Here is a 21,231-nt window from a genome sequence, read left to right on the forward strand (position 1 = left end):
GGCATGACTCCTAAAAAGATCCTGCGTCGCCCCCAGCCGTCCGATGTGACGGGCTGGGGGCAAAACCTGCCTCCCATCCTTCGCCGTCTGTACGCCGCTCGTGGTGTGCAATCCGACGACCAGCTCCAGTACACCCTGAAACACCTGGCGTCGCCGATGCAGCTTCGCGGTATTGATCGCGCAGTTGAACTGCTGGCCGAGGCCATTGTGCAGAAACAGCGGGTGATGGTGCTGGGAGACTTCGACGCCGATGGCGCCACCAGTACTTCGGTGGCAATGCTGGGTTTGTCTATGCTCGGTGTGGCGGCGATTGATTTCCGGGTGCCCAGCCGATTCTCTGATGGCTACGGCCTGACACCCGGCATCATCCACCGGTTGCAGGAAGACGGGGATTTGCCGGATCTTCTGGTGACCGTCGATAACGGCATCTCCGCCATCGAAGGCGTGCGTGCTGCCCGGGAGCTGGGCATCAAAGTGGTCATCACCGACCACCATCTGGCCGGAGAAGAGCTGCCAGATGCCGATGCCATTGTGAACCCCAATCAACCCGGTTGCCCGTTCCTGAGCAAAAATGCGGCGGGAGTGGGCGTGATGTTCTACGTGCTCACGGCGCTGCGTAAGCACCTGCGAGACAACAACCGGCTGCCGGACCCGGAGCCTAACCTGGGTAGCCTGCTGGACCTGGTGGCCCTGGGTACCGTGGCCGACGTGGTTCCGCTGGACCATAACAACCGCATCTTTGTGGAGCAGGGCATCCGCCGCATCCGCAAAGGCGAAGCCAGACCGGGCATCCTGGCTCTGCTGGAAGTAGCCGGCCGCGACTACACCGAAATCAGCGCCACCGATCTGGGCTTTGTGGTTGGCCCGCGCCTGAACGCTGCCGGCAGGCTGGACGACATGAGTATCGGCATCGCCTGCCTGCTCGCCGACAGTCGCGACGAAGCGCTGCGTCTGGCCCGGGAACTGGACAACTTCAACCGCGAACGCCGCACCATTGAAAAAGACATGAAAGCCCAGGCCCAGGACCTGTTGGCCTCCATGTCCCTCGATATTGACGGCTTGCCCTGGGGTCTGGCCCTGTTCGATCAGGACTGGCACCAGGGCGTGATCGGCATCCTGGCGGCCCGCATCCGCGAACAGACCCATCGCCCTACCATTGCTTTTGCGCCCGACGACGACGGCGAACACCTGAAAGGCTCTGCCCGATCCATCCCCGGCCTGCATATCCGGGATGCCCTGGCCGTGGTCGACGCCAAGAATCCGGGCCTGATGAAAAAATACGGCGGCCACGCCATGGCCGCCGGCATGACCATCGCCCGGGACGACCTCGAACGTTTCAGCAACGCCTTCGACCAGGCCGTGCGTGACACGTTGAAACCGGAAGACCTTGAAGCCGCCATCACCACCGACGGCCCGCTGGCCCCGGAAGAGCTGAACCTGGACACCGCCTACCTGCTCAAACGCGCCGGCCCCTGGGGCCAGCATTTTCCCGAGCCGGTGTTTGATGGCGAATTCCGGGTAGTGAGCCAGCGAATTGTCGGCGAGAACCATCTAAAGCTGGTGCTGCAGCCGGTTGAGGGCGGCGGCATTATTGATGGCATCGCCTTCAACACCGGGCCGGAAGTGCCGGACTTTACCCGGAGTGGGGCGCGGGTGGTTTACAAGCCGGATGCCAATACGTTCCGGGGGCGGACCAATTTGCAGCTTCTGGTGGATTATCTGGAGCCGCTAGGCTGAATCTGTTGACTCCCCGAATCAAGCTGGGGCGCCGTTCGGGGTAGGGCTTTCCGAGAGTGTCGAAAACAGGGATGTTTTCGTCAAGCGTACAGGGATGTATTCACCGCGTCTCTCGGAAAGCCCTACCTCGCACGGTGCTTACTCCAAGCCATGAATAGCTGATTTAACCCGCAAATTCCGGTAGAATCCGCCCTCTGTTTTTATCGCACCATTTTCCAAAGCGAGACAAGGTTTCATGGAAATTAATCCCATAGTGACGAAGATCAAAGAGCTTCGCGAGCGCACCGAAGCGCTGAGGGGGTATCTTTGACTACGATCAGCGCAGTGAACGCCTGACCGAAGTCGAACGCGAACTCGAACAACCCACCGTCTGGGACGATCCCGAGCGGGCCCAGGCATTGGGCAAAGAGCGCTCTGATCTTGAACTGATCGTCAAAACCATCGACAACCTCACCAACGGCCTGGCAGATGCAGAAAGCCTGCTCGACATGGCGGTGGAAGAGGACGACGAAGGTACCGTCCAGGAAATCGAAGCCGATCTCGAAGGCCTCGATAAAGAACTCGAGAAACTCGAATTCCGCCGCATGTTCTCCGGCGAAATGGACGCCAACAACGCCTACCTGGACATCCAGGCTGGTTCCGGCGGCACCGAAGCCCAGGACTGGGCCAATATGCTGCTGCGCATGTACCTGCGCTGGGCCGAGCGTCGCGGATTCAAATCCGAGATCGTTGAACTGCAGGAAGGTGAAGTGGCGGGCATCAAGAGTGCCACCATTCACATCCAGGGCGAATACGCTTACGGCTGGCTGCGCACGGAAACCGGCGTACATCGCCTGGTGCGTAAATCCCCGTTCGATTCCGGCAACCGTCGTCACACCTCCTTCTCTTCGGTATTCGTATCGCCGGAAGTGGACGACAGTTTCGAAATCGAGATCAACCCGGCGGATCTGCGAGTCGACGTTTACCGCGCCTCCGGTGCAGGTGGTCAGCACGTTAACCGGACCGAATCTGCGGTGCGACTGACCCACAACCCGACCGGGATTGTGGTGGCCTGCCAGGCCGGCCGAAGCCAGCACCAGAACAAAGACCAGGCCATGAAGCAGCTCAAGGCCAAGCTCTTTGAGCTGGAAATGCAGAAGCGCAACGAAGAGAAACAGAAAGCCGAAGACTCCAAGTCTGACATCGGCTGGGGCAGCCAGATCCGCTCTTACGTGCTGGATGACAGCCGTATCAAGGACCTGCGCACCAAGGTGGAAACCAGCAACACCCAGTCGGTGTTGGATGGTGACATCGACAAGTTTATTGAAGCCAGTCTGAAGATGGCGCTGTAATCAGCGCCATTCACCCACACCCGGACAATCCCGACTTCTTAGTGAGCCAAAATGACTGAACACACCCAGAACGCTGCACAGCCCGAGGACAACAAGCTGATTGCCGAGCGCCGCGCCAAACTGGCAAACATGCGTGAGCAGGGCAATCCGTTCCCGAACGACTTCCGTCGCGATGCCACCGCTGCCGAGCTGCAGGAAAAATACGGTGACAAATCCAAGGAAGAGCTGGAGTCCCTGGGCATCAAGGTGGCCATTGCCGGCCGCATGATGCTCGACCGCAAGGCGTTCAAGGTGGTTCAGGACATGACCGGCCGCATCCAGATCTATGCCTCCAAGGATGTCCAGAAGGACACCAAGCACTGGGATATGGGCGACATCGTGGGCGTGCGCGGTACCCTGTCGAAGTCTGGCAAGGGCGACCTGTACGTCACCATGGAAGACTACGTGCTGCTCACCAAGTCTCTGCGCCCGCTACCGGAGAAGCACAAGGGCCTGACCGACACCGAAGCCCGCTACCGTCACCGGTATGTGGACCTGATGGTGAACGAAGACAGCCGCCGCGTGTTCCATGCCCGGTCGAAGATCATCAACACCATGCGCCAGTACTTCACCGACCGTGACTTCATGGAGGTGGAAACCCCCATGCTGCAGGTGATCCCCGGTGGCGCCACGGCCCGTCCGTTTGTGACCCATCACAACGCCCTGGGTATCGACATGTACCTGCGGATTGCCCCTGAGCTGTTCCTCAAGCGCCTGGTCGTGGGCGGTTTCGAGCGGGTGTTCGAGATCAACCGTAACTTCCGTAACGAAGGGCTGTCGACCCGGCACAACCCCGAGTTCACCATGGTCGAGTTCTATCAGGCCTACGCCGATTACAACGACCTGATGGACCTGACCGAAGACATGCTGCGTACCATCGCGCAGAAAGTACTGGGCACCACCACCGTGGTGAACACCCGGGTACTGAAAGATGGCAGCGAAGAAACCATCGAATACGATTTCGGCAAGCCGTTCGAGCGCCTCACTGTGGTAGACGCCATCCTGCGCTACAACCCGGACATCACCCGCGAGCAGCTGGCAGACGACGCCCAGGCCCGCGAAGTGGCCAAGAACCTGGGTATCCACGTGAAAGACATCTGGGGCCTGGGCAAGGTGCAGATTGAGATCTTCGAGGCCACCGCCGAGCATCGCCTGATGCAGCCGACGTTCATCACCGAGTACCCGAAAGAAGTGTCGCCCCTGGCCCGCTGCAAAGACAGCGATCCGTTTGTGACCGAGCGCTTCGAGTTCTTCGTGGGCGGTCGCGAGATTGCCAATGGCTTCTCTGAGCTTAACGATGCCGAAGACCAGGCCGAACGCTTCCAGGCCCAGGTGGCTGAGAAAGACGCCGGCGACGACGAAGCCATGTTCTACGATGACGACTATGTCATGGCCCTCGAATACGGTTTGCCGCCTACCGCCGGTGAAGGTATCGGCATCGACCGCCTGGCCATGCTGCTGACCAACTCGCCATCCATCCGCGACGTCATCCTGTTCCCGGCCATGCGCCCGGAGCACAAGACGGAACAGAAACCGGACAGCGAGTAAGCCCATGCACCCTGCCGAGGCACTGGCTCAACAACTGAAGCCCGGCCGCGGCTGGGACCACTGGCTGGCGGATGAGTTCCGCCAGCCCTACATGCGGCAACTGGCCGAATTCCTCGCCGCCGAGGAACAGGCCGGCAAGGTTCTGTATCCCCCCAGCACCCACTGCTTCAATGCCCTCAACAGCACACCGCTGGCGAACGTAAACGTAGTGATTCTTGGCCAGGACCCCTACCACGGCCCCGGCCAGGCCCATGGTTTGTGCTTTTCCGTGCGCCCTCAGGTTCCGCCACCACCGTCCCTGGTCAATATCTTCAAGGAAATCGAAACCGACCTGGGTATCGCGCCACCGGATCACGGCTGTCTACAGCCGTGGGCAGAGCGAGGCGTGCTACTGCTCAACAGTGTCCTCACGGTCGAGCAGAGCAATGCCGGAGCCCATCAAGGCAAGGGTTGGGAGCAGTTTACCGACAAGGTAATCGAAGTTATCAACCGGGAGCGCGACAACGTGGTGTTCCTGTTGTGGGGCAGCTACGCCAAGAAAAAGGGCCAGCACATTGACCGGAACCGCCACCTGGTTCTGGATGGCCCACACCCGTCACCGCTCAGTGCCTACCGTGGATTCTTTGGTTGCCGGCATTTCTCGAAGGCTAACGAATGGCTGAGGGAGCAGGGCAGGCCCTCCGTTGATTGGGCTTTGCCAAGCAAAGCTGCGTTGATTGCCAAGTATAAACAGTGACGCGCTGACGAAGGCAATGCAAAGGTAGTCTTCAGGGCGGGGCAGGCTGCCGAAACCGCGCGGAGCCGAGCATACAGGGAGGTATTTACAGCGTGTTTCGGGAGCTGGTCCCATCGCAAGGACGGGCGCCAAACTCCCAAAACCACGAGGTATTACTGAAGCAGCGCCATAGCCGCTTCCATCTGCGCATTCAGATCCTCTTCCTCGCTCATATCGACATTCGGATCCAGTCCCAGCCGATCGAACGCAGAAATCTTCGTCCAGTCCATCTCGTTCCAGGGATGATCGCTCCCGGCAACCAGCTGCAGGTTGGCCACCATGACCAGATCGGCATAATCCGCTGCCGGCACCTCACGCTGGAAGTTGGCGTATTCCAGAGGCACATTCTGCAGTTCCTTTGGAAAATCCCATTTTTTCAGAATCATAGAGCCAATACGCGGGTGCAGCTCATCAATCACATTGTCCAGCATGATGCTGCTGATCTGGATATCCTGATCCTCCACATAACGCAGAATCGGCAGAATACCGATCAGGTGCACCAGGCCAGCCAGCGTTGCCTGATCCGCCTTCAGGCGGGTGTAATGTTGCGCCAGAACATGGCACACGCCCGCCACTTCGGTGCTGGTCTGCCAGGTGGCGCGCAGGCGCTTGTCGATCATATCTGACGTGGCCTGGAACATCTGTTCCATCGCCAGCCCCATGGCCAGATTACTGGTGTAAGCCATACCCAGCCGGCTGACCGCCATGTTCAGGTTCTCGATGGCGCGACTGCCGCGAAACAGCGGGCTGTTGCACACCCGGATGATACGCGCCGAGAGCGCGGTATCGTTGCTGATGACCTTAACCAGATCAGCAATGGCAGAGTCTTCGGACTCGGCAATCTCCCGTACCTGAAGCGCTACCTCAGGCAGGGTTGGAAGTACCAGCTTGTCGTTTTCAATGGCAGCCGTCAGGTCAGACTTGATGGTTTCAACAATATTGGCCATGGTCAGTTAGGTTCCACTTGTCTGGAGGCATCCCACGTACGGGGATAAAACCGGTATGTGTTTTAATTTATAGCAAATTTTTCCGGTATTTCCTGTCAACTTATGTATCCGGCTGTTCGGCTTTCTCTCGTTCAGGGACCGGATAGGGTATCGGCCGCACCTCAAGTTGCAGGCCCTCATAACCGTCTACGCCCAGGTGCTTGCTGGCCGCGTCATGTCGGATCACCGCCAGCATTTCCCCCTGCTGCTCACCAGTCAGTACTGAGTTAACCACCTCGCCCACGGCACTGCCATCGGCGATCAGGCGGGTACCGGGTGCCGGGGCGGCGTCAGTGCCGGAGAAGGCGACCCGGAACAGGCTTTTCTTTAACTGGCCGAGGAAATGCATCCGCGCAATCACTTCCTGTCCGGTGTAACAGCCTTTCTTGAAGTGAATGCCTTGCAGGTGCTGAAGGTTGAGCATCTGGGGAACATAGGCTTCCCGGGTCGCAGCGGTCAGCCAGGGTACGCCGGCGCTGATCTCCGAGGCCTGCCAGGTCGGCATAGGCAGTTCGGAGGTGGGCGGCAACGCAGGCTGGGCATCGGTTTGCCAGAGTTCGAAGCGAGCGAGGTGGTTGCTGTCATCTTCGACACGAATCAGGTACCCGTTATCGGTACTTAACACCTGACCGGGGCGGGTCAGTTCGTCTGTGGCCGCGCCGGCAACCTGTCGGGCGGTCTCGATCCCCAGTAGACCGGTGATCCGGCCCGAGTCAAGAACGCCAAGGGATGTGCCCCGGAACAGCATCAGATACTTGTTCAGGTGCTGAAGGGTGTCGTCGGCGGTCTCCCGCTCGAGGCTGAGCAGCAAGTCTTCGCCATCCCGGACCAGTCGCGTAATGCAGTAGGCCCTGCCCTTCGGGGTGCAGGCTGCTGCCCTCAGGGACTGTCCGGCATTGACTTCGTCCACACTCTGGCTGAACTGGCCCTGGACAAACTTGTCGGTACCCGGCCCGCTGATTCTGGCCAGAACCCGGTCGGTCAGATGAGCCCAACCCTCGTAAGTGGGATTGGCTGGCGTTTCGGTATTGGCGTTAGTCATCGAAAACTCCGGATGGAATCGGGGGTTCACCGTGAAATAGCTGCTGGCCCTGCAAGGAGCCACATGCGCAGCCGACGGAATGCCTGTTCGGAAACATTGCCACGACATAGCCGGGATGGACTGAGCAGGATCGCGGTCATGGTGTCTGATCTGGTGACAACGGACTCTACTTTCAAGACCAGAAAGGATGCACCGAGCGAGCTGCAGCCGCAAACTCTGGCGGTAACTTCCTGGCCATTGGCCAGCTGGCATCGAAGATGCCGGTCGTCAGTGGTCAGGCTGATAATGGCATTGGCTCCACGGAGCCGGCCACAACGACGGAATTCCTGCCAGCCCAGAAGCAGGGAAACCGGTAACAACACCAGTGCCAGCGGGGTGATGGACAGGCTGATTGCCAGTAGTACAGCAGACAGCGCCAGCCAGGGCAGGCTGGCGCAAATACCCGCGGCCCTGGAGGGCGACAGGTTCAGTTCAATCGGGTTGGACACGGTTCAGGATCATGTCAACGATGTGACGAAGATCCGGGTCCTCCGGCTTGCTGCGCTGCATGAACCACTCGAACATGTCCGTATCCTCGCAACTCAACAGCTTGCGGTAACGGGCCTGGTCTTCCGCTGAAAGATCCCGGTATACCTCTTCAAGGAACGGGAGCAGCAGAACGTCCAGTTCCAGCATGCCGCGGCGGCTGTGCCACCACAGGCGATGAAATTCGGTGTGATCCTGAGAAGTATTGGTTTCGGACATAACGGATTCTGCCTTTGGAAACGGAGTAAGGCCCGGTCTCAGGGAGACAGGGTGCGGTAAGTCGTCGGCACCAGCACGGTATCCTGGGCGTCATTCAGCAGGCCCGGATAATCCAGTGTGTAATGCAGGCCACGGCTTTCCTTGCGTTGCAGTGCCGAGCAGATGATGAGGTCGGAGACTGTGACCAGGTTGCGCAGTTCGATCAGGTCATTGGAGACCCGGTAGTTACTGTAAAACTCGCCGATTTCACGGGACAGCAGGTCAACCCGGTGTTTCGCCCGCTGCAGGCGTTTGGTCGTTCGGACAATGCCGACATAGTCCCACATAAAGTGCCGAAGCTCGTCCCAGTTATGGGAGATGATGACGTCTTCGTCGGAGTCCCGCACCTGGCTCTCGTCCCAGTCCGGGGCTGACGGTGGTGGCGGTATGTCAGCCTCCCTGCGGGTGATGTCCTGAGCCGCGGCCCGGCCATATACGAGACATTCCAGCAACGAGTTACTGGCCATGCGGTTGGCGCCGTGCAGGCCGGTGAAGGCGGCTTCGCCAACGACATAGAGCTGGTTGATGTCGGTGCGCGCCCGTTCATCACTGACAATTCCGCCGCAGGTATAATGGGCAGCAGGCACCACGGGGATGGGTTCGCGGGTAATGTCGATCCCGAAGCTCAGACACTTTTCGTAAATGGTCGGGAAGTGCTGTTTGATGAAGTCGGCCGGCTTATGGCTGATATCCAGGAACAGGTGGTCTGCACCCAGGCGCTTCATCTCATGGTCAATGGCCCGGGCAACAATGTCCCGGGGCGCGAGTTCCGCCCGTTCATCAAACCGGTCCATAAATCGACTGCCATCCGGCAGCCTGAGCACGCCACCTTCGCCCCGAACCGCCTCGGTAATCAGGAAGGACTTGGCGTGCGGGTGGTACAGGCAGGTGGGGTGGAACTGGTTGAACTCCATGTTGGCAACACGGCAACCGGCTCGCCAGGCCATGGCAATTCCATCTCCGGAAGCGCCGTCCGGATTGGTGGTATAGCGATACGCCTTGGAGGCGCCGCCGGTAGCGATGACGGTGAACCTGGCTCGAAACAGTTCCACGTGGTTGTCTTCGAGATTCAGGATGTAGGCGCCGACGCAGCGGTTGCCGGGAAGCGCAAGCTTGCGGTTGGTAATCAGGTCCACAGCCACCCGGCCGGCTTTCAGGTCAATATTCGGCCTGGCCTGGGCCTGGCTCGCCAGGGTGGTGGAAACCGCGTGGCCGGTGGCATCGGCGGCGTGGATAATCCGGCGATGGCTATGGCCGCCTTCGCGGGTGAGATGGTAGTCCTCGCCATCGTCCTGCCTGGTGAACTTCACGCCGGAGTCGATCAGCCACCTGATGCTTTCCTTGCTGTGTTCCACGGTAAAGCGGACCGCATCTTCGTGGCACAGACCGCCGCCCGCGTTGAGGGTGTCCTGTATGTGATTCTCCACGGAATCGGTATCGTCCAGAACCGCAGCGATGCCTCCCTGGGCCCAGAGGGTGGCGCCAGAGCTGATATCGGCTTTGCTGATGACGCAAACCCGCAAGTGCTCCGGAAGATTCAGCGCAACGGTAAGGCCGGCAGCGCCGCTGCCGATGATCAGAACATCGTATTCGTAGGACTGTGGCATTGAGTCGTGGTCGCGGGCCATAATGTGGACGTGTATTGAACTAAACTTTACGCTTGCTGTCTATTTGGGCTAACGGATAACCCTGTCAGCCGGGTGCGGTCTGCATCAAGGGTTAGTGAACGAACGCTGGATCAGCCCAATGACACAAGCCACTCGTATCGAGGCCAGACCACTGGCTCCCAAAACAGGACTTTCTGTTGCTTCGTCCATGACGCCTGAAAATGACTGGAAACCCGGAGAGCAGTCCGACAGCCAGACGGATCTGCAGTTGGTTCGCAAGGTCCGGAACGGAGATCGTGCGGCCTTCGATCTGCTGGTGGTGAAATACCAGTCCAGGGTCGCGTCTATTATCAGCCGCTATGTCTACGACAGCCAGGAAGTCATGGATCTGACTCAGGAAACCTTTGTCAAAGCCTTCCGCGCGATTGATCGCTTTCGCGGCGACAGCGCGTTTTACACCTGGTTGTACCGGATTGCCGTAAACACCGCCAAGAATTTCCTTGAGGCCCGCGGCAGGCGGCCCCAGGGATCGGCGGATGTCACCGATGCGGAAAACTTTGATGATGGCGGCCGACTGCGTGACCCGGCCTCGCCGGAGCGGTTGCTGCAGAGAGAACAGTTGCAGAAAGCTCTTGCGGAAGCCATTGCCAGCCTGCCGGAGGAACTGCGGTCGGCGTTCCTGCTCAGGGAATACGATGGCCTGAGTTATGAAGATATTGCCCGGATACTGGAGTGCCCCATAGGTACCGTGCGCTCAAGAATTTTCCGGGCGCGGGACTCGGTGGATCGCCACCTTGGCCCGCTCCTTGATCAGTCAGTAACGTGAATGAGGTTGCATCCTATGGATGAGCGTCTCAGAGAAACACTGTCTTCGATGATGGATGACGAGGCCGATGAGCTATCGGTTCGTCGGTTGTTGTCACATGGCAACCAGGAGGACGTGCGCGGCCAGTGGCAGCGATGGCAGCAGATACGTGATCTGATGCACGAGCAGCACGGTCCTGCCGATGGTATTGATGTTGCCGGCGCAGTGCGGGAAGCGCTCGATGGCCATGCTCGCTCAGAACAGGCCCGGTCGCCGGTGGAGGTGCCCAGGGTGTCGGTCTGGCGCTGGCCGGTGGCCGCCATGGTGTTCATGGCGTTGATTGTGGGCTTCGGTGCCGGAGCCGGCTGGGATACCCGCACCGGAGTATCTGTTCAGGCACTGGCCGGCGGCAGTGCCGAGCCTTCAGCCTCTGCGGTAACGCTGTCGGCGGCGGTTGAGGAAGTGGCACTGCAGCGGTTGGACGAAGACCAGTTGCGCCAGATGCGTCAGTACCTGCTTGAGCATGCCCAGCACAACAGCGTGGGTGCAGGTCGTGGCTCGGTGGGTTACGCCCGCCTGGTCAGCGCCAGTGGTAACTATTGAGCCGGGAGCATGGATTTATGAATAACCGGGTATCCAGCAGGTCGGTATTCGGAGCGGTTGCCGCTCTTGTGGCTCTGCTGTGCCTGTTGATCAATCCGGTGAGGGCCGAGTTGGCCAGCGAGACAACGAAAAGCGGTGAAGCTCCGGCGGCCATGGCCTGGCTGGAGCGGCTTGGCCCTGCACTCAACATGACTTCGTACCGCGGGGTCTTTGTTTATGCCCGGGGCGATCAGGTACATTCCATGCGCATTGCCCACCGTTACCGGAACGGGCGTGTTGAGGAACGCCTGGTGATGCAGGACGGCGGCAGTGGTGAAATCGTCCGTAAAGGCATGAACGTGGTCTGTGTATTGCCTGACAGGGGCAGGGTCCGGCTGGACGAGGTGATACCTTCGGGCCCGTTCGCAGAAGCGTTTACCAGTCAATTGATGCCGTTTGGCCGCTGGTATCTGCCTGAACTGGCGGGTGAAGACCGGGTCGCCGGCTACGATGTGGTGATCGTGGCGCTCGGGGCCCGGGATGATGATCGCTATAGCCACCGCCTCTGGCTGGAAAAAGAGACGGGACTACTGGTCAAGAGCCAGGTGCGGGATGTAAACGGTGAGGTACTGGAGCATTTTCAGTTCACCGATCTTGAGATCACTGACGATATTTCCGACGAGGAACTCGAGGTTCAGACCCGTGGTCGTGAGATTAGCCGTACCCTGGACGATGGCCGGAAACAGGAGTCAACTGTTGGCCGGATGAATGGCTGGACTCTGTCCTGGCAGCCGGAGGGCTTTGTGCCGGCGGCTGCACCACGTTCGGGCAGTGGCAAGGCCGTGGCGTTCTCCGATGGCCTGGCTGCGTTTTCCGTATTTGTTGAGCCTGTCGGGCGGCTGAAAATGCCGACAGGCGCTTCCCGTATAGGGGCAACCACCATCTACATGCGCGAAGTCATGGTCTCTGATCGCCCCTTCCTGATAGCGGTGGTTGGTGAAATTCCGCCGGGCACTGCACGAAAGGTGGCAGATGCCGTGGAAGTGGATGATGATTTCGTAGCTGAGCTGTCCGGGTCATGATCACGGAAACCGGTAAAGTCGTGGCCCTGGTGGGTGATCAGGTCTGGGTTCAGACGATAAGAACCAGTGCCTGTCAGAGTTGTTCGGCCCGCTCGGGCTGCGGGCAGCGAGCCCTGGCTGCGGTCTCCGGTGGCCGGGCGAACCAGGTACTGGTAGATAATTCCGTGGGCGCCCGGGTGGGGGATGAAGTGGTCATCGGGCTGGATGAACAGTCGCTGCTGAATGCCTCGCTGATTATTTACGGTTTGCCGTTGGTGCTGATGGTGCTTGCCAGTGTGATGGCTCATAACTGGGCTGCGGGGTCAGACCTGGGCGCCATAGCCGGAGCGGTGGCAGGCCTGGGCGTCGGGTTCTGGCTGGTGCAGCGTTGGCAGGCCGGGGCCGGTGATCGCTACCAGCCGCGGTTGTTGAGGATAAAGACAATTCCATCCTCGACATGTCCATGATCCCTACCGTTTTTTAAGTTGAAAATTCACGCCCCAGCCCCAGAATAGCTCTATAAACGCAAGTAAAATCAGGGGGTTCTACATGCCAGAAAAAAATATAGAAGCTGCCCGTATGCCTTCCCTGGCCAGGCCCGGTGCCATGCTGGGCGTTCTGCTGATGCTGGCTGCCATGGTGTCGGTATTCTGGAGCCAGGGCGTCGCAGCCAGAGGCCTGCCGGATTTCACTGAACTGGTAGAAGATAACTCCAGTGCGGTGGTGAATATCAGTACCACGACGGATCCGGGCAGCCAGAGCTCTGGCTTCCATGGGCTCCCTTTTGATGAAAGGCAACTGGAGCAGTTGCCGCCTTTCCTTCAGGATTTTTTCCGCGGCCCGCAGTCTCCTTTTGGTGGTTCCCCTCGGCCGCAGCAGCCGCGCAGGAGCATGGGCTCCGGCTTTATTGTGTCAGCGGATGGTTACGTACTGACCAACAATCACGTGGTTGAGGGTGCCGATGAAGTGATTGTGCGCCTGAATGACCGCCGCGAGTTCTCCGCCACTATCGTGGGTACCGATCCCCGCTCGGATATGGCGGTTCTCAAAATCGAGAATGGTGAAGACCTGCCGGTGGTCAGCGTTGGACGTTCCCGGGATCTGAAAGTCGGCGAATGGGTTTTCGCCATCGGCTCGCCATTCGGGTTTGACTACACGGTGACGGCGGGCATTGTCAGTGCTCTGGGCCGCTCGCTGCCATCCGAGAACTACGTGCCGTTTATCCAGACCGACGTTGCCATTAACCCCGGTAACTCGGGTGGCCCGCTGTTCAACCTGGAAGGCGAAGTGGTGGGCATCAACTCCCAGATTTACACCCGCTCCGGCGGCTTCATGGGGGTGTCGTTCGCCATTCCGATTGACGATGCCATGAACGTATTCCGCCAGCTCCGTGACAAAGGTACCGTCGCCCGGGGTTGGTTGGGCGTGCTTATTCAGGAAGTGAATCGGGATCTGGCCGAGAGTTTCGGGCTGCGCCGTCCCCGCGGCGCGTTGATTGCCGAAGTGATGCCGGATTCACCGGCGGAGAAGGGGGGCCTTGAGGCCGGTGACATTGTGCTGGAATACAATGGCGAGGATGTTCAGTTGTCCTCTGACCTGCCGCCCATGGTTGGCCGCACACCGGTAGGTGAATCGGCGCGCCTGACGGTGTTGCGCGGTGGTGATGAAATCACCCTCGACGTGGCAATTGGCAAGTTGCCGGAAGACGGCGATGACGCTGCCCAGCCCTCCACCGGTAGCCGCGACAACAGTGCGGGCGCACCGCTTGGGTTGTCCGTTGAGCCACTGGCTCCCGAGACTGCTCGCTCCATCGGCGTGGAAGGCGGTGTTGTAGTCGCTGGCGTAGATCGTGGCCCGGCGTTTGAGGCTGGTATTCGTGCCAGGGACATCATTACCGAGATCAACCGCCAGCAGATTCGCTCGGTGGAGGACTTCCGGTCGGTGATCCGCGACTTGCCGGAAAACCGGGCGGTTTCGGTCCGGATTGTAAGGCAGGGGCGGGCGATCTACCTGGTCATGAAGCCCTGAGTTAATAACCACATTCCAAGTAAGATTGGGCCCCCGGCGTGTCAGGACGCGTCCGGGGGCTTTTGGTTTTTAAACCTTGGTTTGTCCGCTTTGGATGAACTACCGTAAAAGGCTTTTAGGCACTGCAAGGGGATGCTTCTTGGATAGTAAATTTATGGGCCTGGTCCAACGGTTGCAGGTTCCTGACCGACCAAAAAAATGCGGTAGCTATTCTGGTCCAAGAGTTGCGGTGATTTACGGCTTCATGGCCCGACGGCTGATGCAACGGAACTTGCTGCATTACCTTAGAAGTCGGGGCCTGTCAGATGTGACACTTTACGGTCACATGCACTCGGTTGATTCGATTTCAGATGACTTACAAGCATCGCGTAGCGAGGGGCGGAGTATTGTCATACTCGGGTACAGTCAGGGCGGGTTCCAGGCGGTCAAGGTTGCTCGGCAGCTTGAGCGGCGAGGTGTAGATGTTGCGCTGCTCGTGAGCATTGCCGCCGGAGGGCTGGGGCGAGTATTTCCAGGACGCTGGGGTTTCGAACCTCGCAACGTGCCAACAAATGTTGATGTATGCCTTAATTTCTTTTCGCAGGGAGACCTGCTTGGCTGCGATCGAAATCACCAAATGAACGAAGCTGTTGGGAGCAGAGCCTCGCAGCGGATCGAAAACCACATGTTCCATGCTCATGAAGGCGTAAGTCATCTTGATCTGGTGAGGTGCTACCCAGAAGACGGGATCAACCCTGCTGTGCGAACACAGGTGATTGAAAGGATCATGGCGGAAATTAGCGGGCTCAAACGGTCCGACGCCCAAGAAAGCGCTCAAGCGGACAGGCCCGTCTTTGGCCGGCCTAGTGCTTAATCTGAACCCGAACCCCCGCAGCAGCTTTATCAATGACCAGTGGCGAGTGTGTTTCCGCGGGACAGACGATGGGGTGGAAACTGTCGAGATTGTTGATTATCACTGAGGAGGTCGCGCAATGGTTACTGTAGGTATGCGTCCTATTCATCCGGGAGAGATTATGCTTGAAGAGTTCCTTGAGCCTCTTGGTATGATCTAAATGCGTAACCTGTCTCCTTGGTCCCTGGCTGCGGCAGACTCTGCCAGCTCCAGTCTTTAAACAGAAGCGAACATTTGCAAGCGGACCTTTTTTGCCGCGCTGCGCCAAGTTGAGAAGTCCACAGACTTTTTAAAACCGTCGCTCGAATATACGCTTGAGGCTGCGCGCGCCAGAGCTAACCTCTGATTCTTTGAGCATTCGCAGAGAGCCCGAAAGCTTATCAATATTTTCTGTGAGTAAATTTTTATTGACAGATGGGCCGCGAAAGTTTTATCTTCTATGTGTGGACGGGTGATTCACCCGGAAACAGCTCTAAAAGAGATTAAGGATATCTCCAAAAACTGAGTCTTGACCTTTCGAGGTCATTAAGTCCACCCCACAACGTTGGCCGTTCCGTAACGGAGCGCCACGCAGCCGACCGGCTAACCGTCCCGAGGCGGAGCGCCACGAAGCAGGAAGGGGGGCAGAACGCGAAGCCATTAACGCTTCGAAGTAGAGACCTGGGATTTCAGCTTCCTTCACTCTCTGCGCATCTCACGGCAGCGACTCAGAATGCGGAAATTGGGGGGCAGACGCAATCCTGCGTCGCAACCACGGAGATAGTGCTATGCACGACCTTAATCAAACTCGGGCGCTTTTGAAGCGTCTTAGAAAAGAGCTGAATGGGAAGCTGAAATGTAGTGCCGAAACCGAGCGAGAAATCGACTTGCTTATTGCCGATATTGAAAAGGCTCATGGCAAGGAGGTATCGGAAGCCCGGAAAGGACTTCTCAGAAAGCGCTGTATTTTAGCCCTGGGAGTCCTCGTTAAGTTTTACCCGGAAATTGCGAAGTTTTTCGAGTGAAACGGACGATGAGGCACCCCAGGTCTCAAACTTTATTGAGGATTGTTCGTGAACATAGGGCTAGCTATCGAAAAATGCCGAAAACTAAGGGGCATAACTAAAAGCAGGCTTGCAAAGGAATCGGACTTGTCAGCCTCCTATCTCACCTTAATCATAAAAGGTGAAAGGGAGCCGACTATCTCTAAGCTAGAAGATATAGCCTCTGCGCTAGGAGTGCCCTCTAGCATTCTTCTCTTTCTTGCGTCTGATGACAGCGAGCTTCCAAACATGTCGCTTGAGGTGAAAGATGAACTCCGCACTGTCGCCACGAAACTCATCCAGGCACAGGCCGAGAAGGACAACCCCCTCGTATCCAGCTAAGCGCATCTCAACCGTTCACGCCTTATCTATGGCGCTAGAGTATCCAGAGAAACAACTGGTAGAAATAGCTAGATCAAGCGATCAATACTTCCGTCTACACGACAGGATCGAAAAGCCTGATGGAACAACAAGAGAACTCTTCGACCTTAACCCTCCCCTGAAAGTTATTCAGCAGCGGATTAATGCCCATTTTCTCAAGCGCTGCCGCTACCCCGAATATTTAACCGGTTCATTACCAAGATCGAGCTACATTAAAAACGCAGTTAGGCATGCAGGGCAAGGAACGGTATTAACAATTGATGCCACCAATTTCTTTCCAAGCATCTCAGACGAGCTAGTATTCCGTATTTGGAATCAGCTATTTAAGTTCGGTGAAGCACCCTCTCAAGTCCTCACGCAACTGTGCACTAGGTCGGGCTTTTTAGCTCAGGGCGCCCCAGTCTCATCCTATTTAGCGAATCTCGCATTTTGGGACATCGAACCGCACATTTTCCGAGAGTTAGAAAGCAGAGGATTTCAATACACTCGATATGTGGACGACATAATTGTATCGAGGCGGAGGAAGCTCTCCTCTCAGGAAAAGTCTTGGGCCATCCGGACCGCTCAAAAGGTTTTTCTGTCAAAAGGACTTCAAATAAAGACAAGAAAAACAAAGGTCATGGACCGCAATAAACAACAAATTGCGAACAACCTTATAGTCAACTCGGGTCGGCCATCCGGAGGAAAAGACAAGAAAGGACGACTCAGGGCCGAACTTAATCAATTGCGCCAAGACATACAAAACCAAACCTCCAGCATAGAAACACTTCAAAAAAGCTATACAAGTCTTCGAGGCAAGCTGCTTCATTACCGCAGCACAAATCCCGAGCCAGCAAAAAAGCTGATTGCGGAACTTGATTCGCTTAAATTTTAGCCAGAAACCGAAGCGCCCTCTGCAAAGCAAAGACAAAGTCTGACTACGCCAAAAAACATGCGGTTTCACGAAGAAGAGAGAAGCAATTGGAGCCTGATTCTTCCAACTCTGGGTGGAGCTAAAGCGGGGGCAGGGCCAGGCTCTTTGGGTCGAACCCGAACGTTCGCTTTGCGACCAACGGTCGCATTTCAGTCCAACTCTCGTTTAGGTCTTAAGCTAAATATATTGGGTATACGGATTTGATGGTTGACTCCATCAAGTCGTTAGGCTCAGCGTAACAGCTTTCCCAACGGATTAACTGGTTGCTTGGGATGTTAAATTGTTGCTCCGATAAGAAAAGGTGCATCCCCATTCCTCACAATGGAAGCTCCCTATTCTGGACCACACCTTTCATGACCAAGGTGGAAGTCAATCGTTGTACACCAGGCAAAGCCGAAAGCTTATCGTCATAAAGCTTCTGGAAAGCCTCTAGGTCTTCTACCACCACATTCAACATGTAGTCTGGATCGCCGAATAGTCGCTTTGCTTCGATGATTTGGTGTATATCGACGATAGCAGCCTCGAATCTGGCCACGCTTTTCTGGTTGCCATCCCTCATAGTCACAAACACCAATGCCGAGAAATTAAATCCGAGGGCCAGCGGGTCAAGTTGTGCACGATAACCTTGTATCGCACCTGACTGCTCCAGAGCCTTCAGGCGGCGGTGGCAAGGTGACAGGCTCAAACCGACTCTTTCGGCTAGCTCTGTCACTGTTAGCCTTCCATCCAGTTGAAGCTCAGCAAGAATCTTCTTATCAAAGCCATCCATCACAAATTATCTCCCAATTATAATGCTATATTTAGTATAGATTGGAAGCACATTCTATCAAGACAAGGATATCCTTCCCTCTTCGTTTATCCGTGATGAGGGATTAAATGTGTCTCTGAGTGTTCTGACGGCCTTTTGGGGTGTCTCTTTCCTGTTCATTATCACCCCTGGAGTGGACTGGGCGTATGCCATCTCGGCGGGTATTCGCGGCAGAATGGTTTTGCCAGCTGTTGGCGGCATGTTGCTTGGTCATTTGGCAGCTACCGGCTTGGTTGCCGCTGGTGTAGGCGCTTTGGTAATGAATATACCCCTCGCAATGACCATGCTGACCTTTGCAGGGGCCAGTTACCTGCTATGGCTTGGGATTGGTCTAGTTCGCAATCCAGCGACATCAGCCACGGAATTTACTGACACTCCAGATAAAGCCGTGCAGTGGGTACTGAAAGGCATAGGCGTTAGTGGTTTGAACCCCAAAGTGTATTTATTGTTTCTGGCGTTACTTCCACAATTTTTCGATCCGAAGAGTCCATGGCCCCTGTCAACACAAATGCTGGCGCTGGGGATTGTCCATGTAATTAGCTGTGGCATTGTCTACTTGTTCGTTGGTTACGGTTCTCAGGTAACTCTTAAGGCTAGACCCGCTGCCGCCAAGCGAGTGAGCCGGTTCTCTGGAGTGGCAATGACTTGCATTGCCCTCCTGATTATGGCCGAAGCAATAATTCAGAAAACCTGAGGAGACTAAGATGGATGAACAGATTTCCCCTTACGGAAAAAATCCGACCACCAATATTGCCAAGGTTCGTATCCGGCACCTTAAGGAAATGAAAGAACAAGGCCGAAAATGGGCCATGCTTACCAGCTATGATATGTACACTGCGGCCATCTTTGAAGAGGCTGGGATTCCCGTTTTATTGGTCGGAGACTCGGCCTCTAATAATGTCTTTGGATATGACACATCATTGCCAATCACCGTCGACGAACTTATTCCTCTAGTTCGAGCTGTTACGAGATCCACTCAACGCCCGCTAGTGATTGCGGATTTACCTTTTGGCTCTTATCAGGGCTCACCTGAGCAGTGCTTTCATACCGCAGTACGGTTTATGAAGGAAGGTGGTGCTCACGCGGTCAAGCTGGAAGGTGGGTTAGACATGCTTCCACAGGTAGAGAAATTGGTAAGCGCTGGAATACCGGTCATGGCCCATATAGGTTTTACGCCTCAGGCAGAACATCAACTGGGAGGTTACCGGGTGCAAGGCAAAGAAGACAGAGGGCAACAATTAATAGAGACGGCTAAGGCTTTCGAGACGGCTGGAGCCTTTTCCGTACTAATAGAAATGGTACCGGCTGAGGTTGGGGCGGCTATTACCAAGGCTGTGCGCATTCCCACAGTTGGGATCGGTGCTGGCAATGGTTGTGATGCTCAAGTTTTGGTCTGGCAGGATATGGCTGGGCTACGTAACGGGCGACTTCCACGGTTTGTAAAACAATATGCGGAAATGAATAAGTTATTAAGCGAGGCGGCCGAAGCATTTATGAATGACGTTGTAAACGGTGACTTTCCAGGCCCAGGGCACAGCTTTTAGGAGATATTTAATTAGAGCACGTTTTTAATCGCCTTATAGAGAGGTTGCGTGAACAGGCTGCCCGACAACATCTTGCACTTGCCTGAGTACCAGGTACTGGGCTGCAAATCCACCGACGACGAAATGCATTTCCAGGTGGATGCGCCCGATCCCATCGCCTGCGAGAAGTGTGGCGTGCAGGGTGAGTTCGTCCGGTTCGGCAAACGTGATGTTCCCTATCTTGATCTGCCCATCCACGGCAAGCGGGTCACCCTTTGGGTGATCCGCCGCCGGTACACCTGCCGGGCCTGCAAGACCACCTTCAGGCCCCAGCTACCGGAGATGGTAGACGGCTTCCGCATGACGCTGCGGCTGCATGAATACGTGGAGAAAGAGTCCTTCAACCATCCCTACACCTTTGTAGCTGCACAGACTGGCCTAGACGAGAAGACGGTACGCGACATATTCAATGCTCGCGCAGAATTCCTGGGGCGCTGGCACCGTTTCGAGACGCCCCGAATTCTCGGCATTGACGAGCTGTACCTGAACAAGCGCTACCGCTGCATCCTGACCAACATCGAAGAGCGAACCCTGCTCGACCTGCTGACCTCCCGCCGTCAGGACGTGGTGACCAACTACCTGATGAAGCTGAAAGACCGGCAGAAGGTCGAGATCGTCAGTATGGACATGTGGAATCCCTACCGGGCAGCGGTGAAGGCGGTGCTGCCACAGGCCCGTATCGTCGTCGATAAGTTCCATGTGGTGCGCATGGCCAACGATGCCCTGGAGAAGGTGCGCAAGGGCCTCAGAAAGGAGCTGAAGCCTTCCCAAAGTCGAACCCTCAAGGGAGACCGGAAAATCCTGCTGAAACGCGCTCACGAAGTTTCAGACCGGGAACGCCTCATCATGGAGAGCTGGACAGGCGCATTCCCGCAACTGCTGGCCGCCTACGAGCACAAGGAACGCTTCTACGGCATCTGGGACGCCACCACACGACCCCAGGCAGAAGCCGCCCTGGACGACTGGATAGCCACCATCCCGAAGGGGCAGAAGGAGGTCTGGAGCGATCTGGTCAGGGCGGTGGGTAACTGGCGCGAAGAGATCATGACCTACTTCGAGACGGACATTCCCGTCACCAACGCTTACACGGAGTCCATCAACCGACTGGCCAAGGACAAGAACCGTGAAGGGCGTGGTTACTCCTTTGAGGTAATGCGGGCACGAATGCTCTACACCACGAAGCACAAGAAGAAGGCCCCGACTGCGAAGGTCTCTCCGTTCTACAAGAAAACCATCGGTTACGGACTGCCGGACTTCGCAGAGGAACTCAACTACGGGGTCGATCTATCAACCATCTGAGGGTGGTAT

The 21,231-nt window shown here is 56.8% G+C and carries 22 protein-coding genes; 16 read left to right on the forward strand and 6 right to left on the reverse strand.

The annotated features are described in order from the left end of the window. Nucleotides 1-3: 3 nt before the first annotated feature. The 4 genes from recJ to ung all read left to right on the forward strand — a co-directional run bounded on the left by recJ (nucleotide 4) and on the right by ung (nucleotide 5,391). On the forward strand, nucleotides 4-1,737 hold the full coding sequence (gene recJ / locus ACF8YQ_RS04250) for a single-stranded-DNA-specific exonuclease RecJ (protein WP_023008843.1): 1,734 nt from the start codon (nucleotides 4-6) through the stop codon (nucleotides 1,735-1,737). Between the two features lie 235 nt (nucleotides 1,738-1,972). After that, nucleotides 1,973-3,068, forward strand: a protein-coding gene (gene prfB / locus ACF8YQ_RS04255) for a peptide chain release factor 2 (RefSeq protein ID WP_396622671.1) whose coding sequence is annotated in 2 segments (ribosomal slippage) — nucleotides 1,973-2,044 and nucleotides 2,046-3,068 — 1,095 coding nt in all. Because the reading frame shifts where the segments join, the coding sequence is not laid out codon by codon here. A gap of 51 nt (nucleotides 3,069-3,119) precedes the next feature. Then, nucleotides 3,120-4,655, forward strand: a complete 1,536-nt coding sequence (gene lysS, locus ACF8YQ_RS04260) for a lysine--tRNA ligase (protein WP_396622672.1) — start codon at nucleotides 3,120-3,122, stop codon at nucleotides 4,653-4,655. A gap of 4 nt (nucleotides 4,656-4,659) precedes the next feature. Next, a complete protein-coding gene (ung, locus tag ACF8YQ_RS04265; protein ID WP_396622673.1) occupies nucleotides 4,660-5,391 on the forward strand; it encodes a uracil-DNA glycosylase in 732 nt (243 codons plus the stop codon). Nucleotides 5,392-5,543: 152 nt separating this feature from the next. Here the strand turns inward: ung and ACF8YQ_RS04270 are convergent, their stop codons facing one another. The 5 genes from ACF8YQ_RS04270 to nadB form a co-directional block, all read right to left on the reverse strand. Continuing rightward, nucleotides 5,544-6,377 carry an HDOD domain-containing protein gene (locus ACF8YQ_RS04270; protein WP_014420748.1) on the reverse strand — a complete coding sequence of 278 codons (834 nt, stop codon included), beginning with the start codon at nucleotides 6,375-6,377 and terminating at the stop codon, nucleotides 5,544-5,546. 100 nt (nucleotides 6,378-6,477) lie between these two features. Continuing rightward, the gene (locus ACF8YQ_RS04275; RefSeq protein WP_396622674.1) at nucleotides 6,478-7,458 is read right to left on the reverse strand and encodes a YgfZ/GcvT domain-containing protein; all 981 of its coding nucleotides are present in this window, start codon (nucleotides 7,456-7,458) and stop codon (nucleotides 6,478-6,480) included. 26 nt (nucleotides 7,459-7,484) lie between these two features. Continuing rightward, nucleotides 7,485-7,946, reverse strand: coding sequence for a hypothetical protein (locus ACF8YQ_RS04280; RefSeq protein WP_303293486.1), 462 nt, complete (start codon nucleotides 7,944-7,946; stop codon nucleotides 7,485-7,487). Continuing rightward, on the reverse strand, nucleotides 7,930-8,202 hold the full coding sequence (locus ACF8YQ_RS04285; protein ID WP_011785730.1) for a succinate dehydrogenase assembly factor 2: 273 nt from the start codon (nucleotides 8,200-8,202) through the stop codon (nucleotides 7,930-7,932). The genes ACF8YQ_RS04280 and ACF8YQ_RS04285 overlap by 17 nt, the downstream gene beginning before the upstream one ends. A gap of 38 nt (nucleotides 8,203-8,240) precedes the next feature. After that, entirely contained in the window at nucleotides 8,241-9,848 is a 1,608-nt protein-coding gene (gene nadB / locus ACF8YQ_RS04290) for an L-aspartate oxidase (protein WP_396622675.1), read from the reverse strand. A gap of 208 nt (nucleotides 9,849-10,056) precedes the next feature. Between nadB and rpoE the strand changes: the two genes are divergently transcribed. The 9 genes from rpoE (at nucleotide 10,057) to ACF8YQ_RS04335 (ending at nucleotide 17,493) form a co-directional block, all read left to right on the forward strand. After that, a complete protein-coding gene (gene rpoE / locus ACF8YQ_RS04295; protein WP_011785728.1) occupies nucleotides 10,057-10,674 on the forward strand; it encodes an RNA polymerase sigma factor RpoE in 618 nt (205 codons plus the stop codon). 15 nt (nucleotides 10,675-10,689) lie between these two features. Continuing rightward, complete coding sequence (locus tag ACF8YQ_RS04300) at nucleotides 10,690-11,256, forward strand: sigma-E factor negative regulatory protein (RefSeq protein ID WP_022991046.1); 567 nt, start codon at nucleotides 10,690-10,692, stop codon at nucleotides 11,254-11,256. 17 nt (nucleotides 11,257-11,273) lie between these two features. Next, the gene (locus tag ACF8YQ_RS04305) at nucleotides 11,274-12,317 is read left to right on the forward strand and encodes a MucB/RseB C-terminal domain-containing protein (RefSeq protein WP_396622676.1); all 1,044 of its coding nucleotides are present in this window, start codon (nucleotides 11,274-11,276) and stop codon (nucleotides 12,315-12,317) included. Then, nucleotides 12,314-12,763: a SoxR reducing system RseC family protein gene (locus ACF8YQ_RS04310; protein WP_011785725.1), complete on the forward strand. Its 450-nt coding sequence runs from the start codon at nucleotides 12,314-12,316 to the stop codon at nucleotides 12,761-12,763. The genes ACF8YQ_RS04305 and ACF8YQ_RS04310 overlap by 4 nt, the downstream gene beginning before the upstream one ends. Nucleotides 12,764-12,875: 112 nt before the next feature. Continuing rightward, nucleotides 12,876-14,324, forward strand: coding sequence for a DegQ family serine endoprotease (locus tag ACF8YQ_RS04315; protein WP_396623275.1), 1,449 nt, complete (start codon nucleotides 12,876-12,878; stop codon nucleotides 14,322-14,324). A 139-nt stretch (nucleotides 14,325-14,463) separates the two neighbouring features. Continuing rightward, complete coding sequence (locus ACF8YQ_RS04320; protein WP_396622677.1) at nucleotides 14,464-15,177, forward strand: hypothetical protein; 714 nt, start codon at nucleotides 14,464-14,466, stop codon at nucleotides 15,175-15,177. Nucleotides 15,178-15,983: 806 nt separating this feature from the next. Then, the gene (locus tag ACF8YQ_RS04325; RefSeq protein ID WP_396622678.1) at nucleotides 15,984-16,220 is read left to right on the forward strand and encodes a hypothetical protein; all 237 of its coding nucleotides are present in this window, start codon (nucleotides 15,984-15,986) and stop codon (nucleotides 16,218-16,220) included. A 48-nt stretch (nucleotides 16,221-16,268) separates the two neighbouring features. After that, nucleotides 16,269-16,580, forward strand: a complete 312-nt coding sequence (locus ACF8YQ_RS04330) for a helix-turn-helix domain-containing protein (RefSeq protein WP_396622679.1) — start codon at nucleotides 16,269-16,271, stop codon at nucleotides 16,578-16,580. A 28-nt stretch (nucleotides 16,581-16,608) separates the two neighbouring features. Then, nucleotides 16,609-17,493, forward strand: a complete 885-nt coding sequence (locus ACF8YQ_RS04335; RefSeq protein ID WP_396622680.1) for a reverse transcriptase family protein — start codon at nucleotides 16,609-16,611, stop codon at nucleotides 17,491-17,493. A 355-nt stretch (nucleotides 17,494-17,848) separates the two neighbouring features. Here the strand turns inward: ACF8YQ_RS04335 and ACF8YQ_RS04340 are convergent, their stop codons facing one another. Further along, nucleotides 17,849-18,301, reverse strand: coding sequence for an Lrp/AsnC family transcriptional regulator (locus tag ACF8YQ_RS04340; RefSeq protein ID WP_396622681.1), 453 nt, complete (start codon nucleotides 18,299-18,301; stop codon nucleotides 17,849-17,851). Nucleotides 18,302-18,410: 109 nt separating this feature from the next. On the opposite strand from ACF8YQ_RS04340, the gene ACF8YQ_RS04345 reads away from it, so the two are divergent. From ACF8YQ_RS04345 to ACF8YQ_RS04355, 3 genes are read left to right on the forward strand one after another with little or no spacing between them, the layout of a single operon-like run. After that, a complete protein-coding gene (locus ACF8YQ_RS04345; protein WP_396622682.1) occupies nucleotides 18,411-19,034 on the forward strand; it encodes a LysE family translocator in 624 nt (207 codons plus the stop codon). A gap of 10 nt (nucleotides 19,035-19,044) precedes the next feature. After that, nucleotides 19,045-19,884, forward strand: a complete 840-nt coding sequence (panB, locus tag ACF8YQ_RS04350) for a 3-methyl-2-oxobutanoate hydroxymethyltransferase (protein WP_396622683.1) — start codon at nucleotides 19,045-19,047, stop codon at nucleotides 19,882-19,884. 48 nt (nucleotides 19,885-19,932) lie between these two features. Beyond that, on the forward strand, nucleotides 19,933-21,222 hold the full coding sequence (locus ACF8YQ_RS04355; protein WP_396622684.1) for an ISL3 family transposase: 1,290 nt from the start codon (nucleotides 19,933-19,935) through the stop codon (nucleotides 21,220-21,222). Nucleotides 21,223-21,231 lie beyond the last annotated feature (9 nt).

It is taken from the genome of Marinobacter sp. W-8 (genome assembly GCF_044342215.1).
GTDB lineage: Bacteria > Pseudomonadota > Gammaproteobacteria > Pseudomonadales > Oleiphilaceae > Marinobacter > Marinobacter nauticus.